This is a genomic window from Rhodococcus sp. 14C212 (assembly GCF_011058195.1).
Taxonomy (GTDB): domain Bacteria; phylum Actinomycetota; class Actinomycetes; order Mycobacteriales; family Mycobacteriaceae; genus Rhodococcus; species Rhodococcus aetherivorans.
In genome coordinates, this window is record NZ_JAALEH010000163.1 from 1 (window position 1) to 6,569 (window position 6,569).

General features: G+C 70.5%; 6 protein-coding genes and 1 pseudogene. 5 read left to right on the forward strand and 2 right to left on the reverse strand.

Going from position 1 to position 6,569, the window contains the following annotated elements; genetic code table 11:
• Positions 1–214 precede the first annotated feature (214 nt).
• The 5 genes from G6038_RS30000 to G6038_RS30020 all read left to right on the forward strand — a co-directional run bounded on the left by G6038_RS30000 (position 215) and on the right by G6038_RS30020 (position 5,561).
• Positions 215–1,687, forward strand: a complete 1,473-nt coding sequence (locus G6038_RS30000; RefSeq protein ID WP_165042476.1) for an adenylate/guanylate cyclase domain-containing protein — start codon at positions 215–217, stop codon at positions 1,685–1,687.
• A gap of 70 nt (positions 1,688–1,757) precedes the next feature.
• Entirely contained in the window at positions 1,758–2,891 is a 1,134-nt protein-coding gene (locus tag G6038_RS30005; protein WP_043802684.1) for a YbhN family protein, read from the forward strand.
• A 113-nt stretch (positions 2,892–3,004) separates the two neighbouring features.
• Positions 3,005–3,559 carry a YceI family protein gene (locus tag G6038_RS30010; RefSeq protein ID WP_165042468.1) on the forward strand — a complete coding sequence of 185 codons (555 nt, stop codon included), beginning with the start codon at positions 3,005–3,007 and terminating at the stop codon, positions 3,557–3,559.
• Between the two features lie 79 nt (positions 3,560–3,638).
• Positions 3,639–4,016 (forward strand): DUF3054 domain-containing protein, encoded by a 378-nt coding sequence (locus G6038_RS30015; protein ID WP_165042470.1) that lies wholly within the window; start codon positions 3,639–3,641, stop codon positions 4,014–4,016.
• Between the two features lie 78 nt (positions 4,017–4,094).
• On the forward strand, positions 4,095–5,561 hold the full coding sequence (locus G6038_RS30020) for a peptide MFS transporter (protein ID WP_165042472.1): 1,467 nt from the start codon (positions 4,095–4,097) through the stop codon (positions 5,559–5,561).
• A 7-nt stretch (positions 5,562–5,568) separates the two neighbouring features.
• Here G6038_RS30020 and G6038_RS30025 read toward each other — a convergent pair whose 3' ends face one another.
• Together G6038_RS30025 and G6038_RS30030 are read right to left on the reverse strand one after the other, a co-directional pair.
• Positions 5,569–6,306: a sulfite exporter TauE/SafE family protein gene (locus G6038_RS30025; protein WP_165042474.1), complete on the reverse strand. Its 738-nt coding sequence runs from the start codon at positions 6,304–6,306 to the stop codon at positions 5,569–5,571.
• Between the two features lie 54 nt (positions 6,307–6,360).
• Positions 6,361–6,569, reverse strand: a pseudogene (locus G6038_RS30030) (penicillin-binding protein); the annotation flags it as partial.

Genomic DNA, 6,569 nt, shown 5'->3' on the forward strand with positions numbered 1-6,569 from the left:
CGGCGGCACGGCGCGACAGCCTGCCGTCGGCTCGGCGCCGGACCATGTGGATGCTCCCTTTCCCGGTCGGTGATCGCGCTGAGAGTAGCCGCCCGAAACGCCCGGATCACGACCATGGCGCGTTGTGACGGTGGGCACAGTGGTTTGATTTGATGTCGTGTTGGGGTCCTATCGAGCCGTCGCGGCGACGTTGCGCAGTCGTTGGCCGCTCTATATGGCCTCCATGGGCGCCTCGAACCTGTTCGGCGCGCTGCTGGTGTTCGCATTCGTCCGCTACGGCATCCCGCTGTCCGAGAACGAGAACATCATCGCGGACCGCGTCCGCAACTTCGCGGTGTTCGCGGTGTATCTGGTGTTCGCGGGGATCGTGAGCCTGACGGCCGCGGCCCTGATGCTGCGGTCGGTGGTGCGGTGGCAGCTGCGCGGCGGTCCACCCACTCGGTCCGAGCAGATGTCGGCGCTGCACGCGCCACTGCGTCAGGCGATCGTGCACCTGGTCCTGTGGATCCTCGGCGGCGTGCTGTTCGTGTTCCTCACCGCGGAGGAGATGCCGGAGCTCGCCGTGGCGGTGGCGATCACCGTCGCGATGGCCGCGACGAGCACCTTCGGCTTCACCTACATGCTGGGCGAGCGGATCCTGCGGCCGGTCGCGGCGCGGGCCTTGAGCGAAGGGGAGTTCGACCGGACCCTGGCGCCGGGCGTCGGCACCCGCCTCGCCATGACGTGGGGGCTCGGCACGCTGATGCCGGCCGGCGGCATCGCGCTGCTGTGCGTCACCCAGCTGACCACCGACGTCGAGTTCCCGCCGGACGCGATGGCGTGGGCGGTCCTCGCGCTGTCGATCATGGCGATCGGCCTGGCCGGGGTGCTGTCGTCGCTCACCGCGGCCCAGATCTCCGATCCGGTCAAGCAGCTGCGCTGGGCCATCGAACGGGTCCAGCGCGGCGCGACGGACGTGCAGGTCGAGGTGTTCGACGGCAGCGAGATCGGGCGCCTGCAGGTCGGCTTCAACCGGATGATGGCCGAGTCCGACGAGCGGCGGCGGCTGCGGCAGTTGTTCGGTCAGCACGTCGGCGAGGACGTGGCGCGCCGCGCCCTCCAGTACGGCACCGAGCTCGGCGGGGAGACCCGCTACGTCGCGGTGCTGTTCGTGGACATGGTCGGCTCGACGGCGACGGCGGCCGAACGCCCGCCCGGCGAGGTCGTCGAGCTGCTCAACGAGTTCTTCCGGGTCGTGGTGGACGTCGTGGACCGGCACCACGGGTTCGTCAACAAGTTCATGGGCGACGCGGCGCTGGCGATCTTCGGCGCTCCGCTGGACCGTCCCGACGCGCCCACCGCCGCGCTCGCGGCGGCCCGGGAACTGCGGTTCGCTCTCGACGAGATCACCGATCTCGACATCGGCATCGGGGTCTCGGCGGGACTGGCGGTGGCCGGTAACATCGGCGCGGCCGAGCGGTTCGAGTACACCGTCATCGGCGATCCGGTGAACGAGGCGTCGCGGCTGACCGAGCTGGCGAAGCTGCGTCCGAGCCGGGTGCTCGCGTCGTCGAGCGCGCTGTACTTCGCCGACGACGAGGAACGCGCCCACTGGGAACTCGGCGACGAGGTGCAGCTGCGCGGCCGGCGCCGGGTGACGCATCTCGCCTGGCCGGTGCGGTATCCGGACTCGGGCCACGACGAGTGACGGACGGCCGGGGCCCCCGGCGACGAAAAGGACGATCCACCCTCCGGGCAGCTTGGCTACGCTGAATCCTGTGGCGCAGCCCCGACGTGACCCGCCCGCACCCGACGCCGCGCGGCGCCGGGGCCGCTTCGGGTGGGTGAAGTGGCTGCTCGCCGTCGCCCTCGTGGCCCTGCTGGTGGTCGAGGGCATCTACCTGTGGCCGACGCTCAGCGACTCCTGGCGCGCCCTGACCGAGCTGCACTGGGGTTGGCTCGCCGCGTGCATCGTCGCGCAGGCCCTGTCGCTGAGCGGCTTCGCGGAGGTGCAGCGGCGGCTGCTGCGTGCCGGTGAGGTCGTCGTCGGGCACCTGCGCTCGGCGTCGGTGATCTATGCGAGCACGGCGATGGCGGTGACGTTGCCGGCCGGTCCGGTGTTCTCCACCGCGTTCACCTACCAGCAGACCCGGCGCTGGGGTGCGACGCCGGTGGTGGCGTCGTGGCAGCTGGCGGTCTCGGGAGTGATCGCGGCGGTGACCCTCGCGGCGGTCGGCGTGGGCGGGGCGTTCGCGGTGGGCACGCGGGTGAGCCCGGTGACGCTGGTCCTGTCGGTCGCCGGCGTGATCGCGCTGGTCGTCGCCGTCCGGTACGTCTCCCGGCATCCGTCGTCCGTCGAGTCGGCCGGGGAATGGGTCCTCGCCCGCGTCAACCGCCTGCTGCGCAAGCCGGCGGACACCGGGATGGAGAAGTTCGAGCAGGTCCTCGGGCAGATCGAGGCGGTACACCTGGGTCGCCGCGACGGGCTCGCGACGATCTGCTGGTCGGCCGTGCACCGGGTCTTCGATGTCGCGTGCCTGGGGTTCGCGTGCTGGGCGGTGGGCGGTGAGCCGTCGCTGCCGGGCCTGCTGATCGCGTTCGCGGCGGCCAAGGCGGTGGGGAGCATCCCCCTGGCGCCGGGCGGGCTGGGATTCGTCGACGGCACGCTGATCGCGACCCTCACCGCGGCGGGGATGAGCGCCTCACAGGCCCTGGCAGCCGTGTTCGTGTACCGGGGCGTCAGCTTCATCCTGGTCGCGCTGGTCGGCTGGACGGTGGTGGCCGCCAAGTTCCGGTCGAGCCAGCACGACGAGCACATCGACGCCGATCTCGAACGTGAGGAGCACGCCCGTTCGGTGCTCGAGCGACGGCGGGGTCGGGCCGCGAGCGAGGGCACCGCCCTGCCGGAGTGACGAAGTGTGATCCACCTCACATCTCAAGTAGTTGCGGAATCAATCATTCGATGCGATCGTTGTGCACATCGAAGGTTGAAACTTCAACCAAGACTCGACTCGGAGGAGCACCCATGACGACCGCAACCACCACCTTCCCCGGACTCACCGCCGGCACCTGGGCCATCGACTCGGTCCACTCCACCGTGGGCTTCACCGTCCGCCATCTCGTCGTGAGCAAGGTGCGCGGCACGTTCAACGACTTCTCCGGCGCGATCACCGTCGCCGAGGACGGCACCCCCGCCGTCGCCGCCGAGATCCAGGTCACGTCCATCGACACCAAGAATGCCGACCGCGACGCCCACATCCGCTCCGCCGACTTCTTCGACGCCGAGCAGTTCCCCACCGCGACGTTCACGTCCACCGGCGTGCGCGCCGCCGGCAGCGACTATGTCGTCGACGGTGAGTTCACCCTGCACGGCGTCACCAAGCCGGTCGAACTGAAGCTGGAGTTCAACGGCGTGAACCCGGGCATGGGCCAGGGCCCGGTCGCGGGCTTCGAGGCCACCACCGTTCTCAACCGCAAGGACTTCGGCATCTCGATCGACATGCCGCTCGAGGGCGGCGGCGCCGTTGTCGGCGACAAGATCACCATCAACCTCGAGATCGAGGCCGGTCTGCAGGCCTGATCCGCCGCACCCGCACGACATGCGAGCGCTCTCCGTCCCGGAGGGCGCTCGCTTTCGTCGGCGACCTACGCTGGACGACGTGAAGAAGTACGCACCGGCCCTGCTCGACGTCGTCCTGGTCATCGTGTTCGCCGCCCTCGGGCGCGCAAGTCACGACGAGGGGCTGACGCTGGCGGGACTGGCGAACACCGCGTGGCCGTTCCTCGGCGGCCTCACCGTCGGATGGCTCGCGACGGCGGCCCTCTACAAGGAGAAGTTCGATCCGTGGCTGGTCGTGCCGACCGGCGTGATCGCCTGGGTGTCCACCGTGATCGTCGGGATGCTGCTGCGCGTGGTCACGGGGCAGGGCACAGCCGGTTCGTTCATCGTCGTCGCGTCGATCGTGCTGGGCGTGTTCCTGCTCGGCTGGCGCCTGCTCGCCGGGCTGTGGCTGCGGCGTCGCGTCGACGCCGCCTGACCCCGCTCCCGCGGAGGGGAACCTCCGGACCCCCGAAAGCCGCGCGCCGGATGTGGCCGCGGTGTCAGAGTGTCAGCCATGAGCGAGACCGCCGCGCCCCCCGATCGGACGAAGGAACGCACCTTCTTCGGTCAGCCCTTCGCGCTGGCCAACCTGTTCGGTGTCGAGATGTGGGAGAGGTTCTCCTTCTACGGCATGCAGGGCATCCTGATCTATTACCTGTACTACTCGGCGGCCGACGGCGGACTGGGGATCAGCGAACTCGCCGCCACGTCGATCGTCGGCGCGTACGGCGGCACGGTCTATCTGTCGACGATCCTCGGCGCGTGGATCGCCGACCGGCTGCTCGGCTCCGAGCGCACGCTGTTCTACAGCGCGATCCTCATCATGCTCGGCCACATCTCCCTGGCGCTGCTCCCCGGTCTCGGCGGCGTGGCGGTGGGCCTGGTGTTCGTCGCCGTCGGCAGCGGTGGCCTCAAGGCCAACGCGACCTCCCTGGTCGGCGATCTCTACGACGAGCAGGACACCCGGCGCGACGCCGGCTTCTCGATCTTCTACATGGGGATCAACCTGGGTGCGCTGATCGGCCCGCTCCTCACCGGCTGGGCGCAGACCGAGCTGGGCTTCCACTACGGCTTCGGCCTGGCCGCCATCGGCATGGCACTCGGCCTGATCCAGTACACCCTCGGCCGCAAGCACCTGCGCGGGATCGGTGCCACGCCGCCGCACCCGCTGCCCGCCGACCGGCGCACCAGGGCCGCCGGCACCGCCGTCCTGGCCGTCGCGCTGATCGCGGCGCTGTTCGCCACCGGGCTGGTCACCGTCGACAACCTGTCGGACGTCGTGGTCGCGGCGACCGTCGCCGCGTCCGTCGTCTACTTCGTCGTGATCCTGTCCAGCCGGCAGATCACCGCCGTCGAACGCAGCCGGGTGATCAGCTTCATCCCCATGTTCCTGGCCAGCGCGGCATTCTGGTCGCTGTTCCAGCAGCAGTTCACCACCGTCGCGGTGTACGCCGACAAGAGGCTCGACCGCAACCTGTTCGGCTGGGACTTCCCGCCGGCGTGGGTGCAGTCGATCAACCCGGTGTTCATCATCGTGTTCGCGGGCGTGTTCGCGGCCGTCTGGACCCGGCTCGGCCCGCGGCAGCCGTCGTCGCCCGTGAAGTTCGCGATGGGCACCGTGATCATGGGCATCGCGTTCCTGTGCTTCATCCCGATGTCCGGCGGCGGCCCCAACAGCGCCCCCCTGCTCGGCCTCGCGGGCATCCTCCTGCTGTTCACGTTCGCGGAGCTGCTGCTCTCCCCCGTGGGCCTGTCGCTGGCGACGAAACTGGCCCCGCGCAACTTCCACACCCAGATGGTGGCGCTGTTCTTCCTGTCGGTAGCGCTCGGCACGGCCATGGCCGGGACCCTCGCCAAGTACTACGACGAGGCGAACGAGAAGCCGTACTTCGCCTGGGTCGGCCTCGGCTCGATCGCGATCGGCGTCGTGCTGGCGCTGCTGTCACCGTGGATCCGGCGGATGATGCGCGGAGTGCACTGACCGGTTCTCACCGCACGGCCAGCCACACCGCGAGCCCGAGGCCGGCGAGCGCGACCGTCACCCGCAGCACCTCGGGTGGGATGCGCCGGACGACGGGCGGCCCGCACCAGCCGCCCGCGACGGCGCCGAGCGCCATCGCGGCGGCCGCACCCCAGTGCACGGGGCCGAACACGGCGAAGCCGATCGCGGCGACGAGGTTGGCGACCCCCAGCAGGTAGCTCTTGAGGACGGTGGCGCGCCAGATGTGCTCGGAGGTGCAGATCAGGGTGAGTGCGAGGAAGACGACACCCGCACCCGCCCCGAAGTAGCCGCCGTACACCGCCACGACGAACAGCAGCGCCGAGTACGTCCGGGGCAGGTCCCGGCTCCCGGACAGGGCGCGGATCCGGGGCTGGGCCAGCAGCGCGAGCGAGGCGAACGCGACCATGTAGGGCACGACCGTCTCGAAGGACCCCGCGGGCGCCCACATCAGGACGACGGCACCGACGAGTCCGCCGAGCGCCGAGTACAGGGTCCACCGCCACAGCCGCGGGCCGGTGTCGACGACCTCGCGGGTCGAGTTGGCGAGCGCCCCGACGCCGACCCCCACCATCGCGACGGTGTTGGTGACGTTGGCGGCGACGGGCGGCAGCCCCGCGGCGAGCAGCGCGGGGTACGACACGATGGACGCGAGGCCGGTGACGAACCCGATGAGCCCGGCGAAGAACCCCGCGACCGCGAGCAGCAGCAGGTCGACAGGGGTCACGAACGACAAACGTACCGGGGTCCGCTTCGGCCGGTCCGCCGAGGGCGGCGGCGGTCAGCGGTCGGCGGGCGGCTTGCCCAGCTCCCGCAGGAACATGTCGGCCATCTTCACCGCGCGGTCTCCGCCGTCGGCGTTGGCGACGAACACCGCGAACGCCAGGTCGCCGGTGTACCCGTAGAACCAGCGGTCGTCACCGCTCGCGGCCGCGATGCCGGACAGACCGGGGTGCCCCTTCAGCAACGACGCCGGGCCGCTGCGCACGT

Bases quoted from the DNA above. Each gene is read 5' to 3' on its own strand.
- G6038_RS30000 (WP_165042476.1), top strand. From the start codon at position 215: ATGGCCTCCATGGGCGCCTCGAACCTGTTCGGCGCGCTGCTGGTGTTC.
- G6038_RS30010 (WP_165042468.1), top strand. From the start codon at position 3,005: ATGACGACCGCAACCACCACCTTCCCCGGACTCACCGCCGGCACCTGG.
- G6038_RS30020 (WP_165042472.1), top strand. From the start codon at position 4,095: ATGAGCGAGACCGCCGCGCCCCCCGATCGGACGAAGGAACGCACCTTC.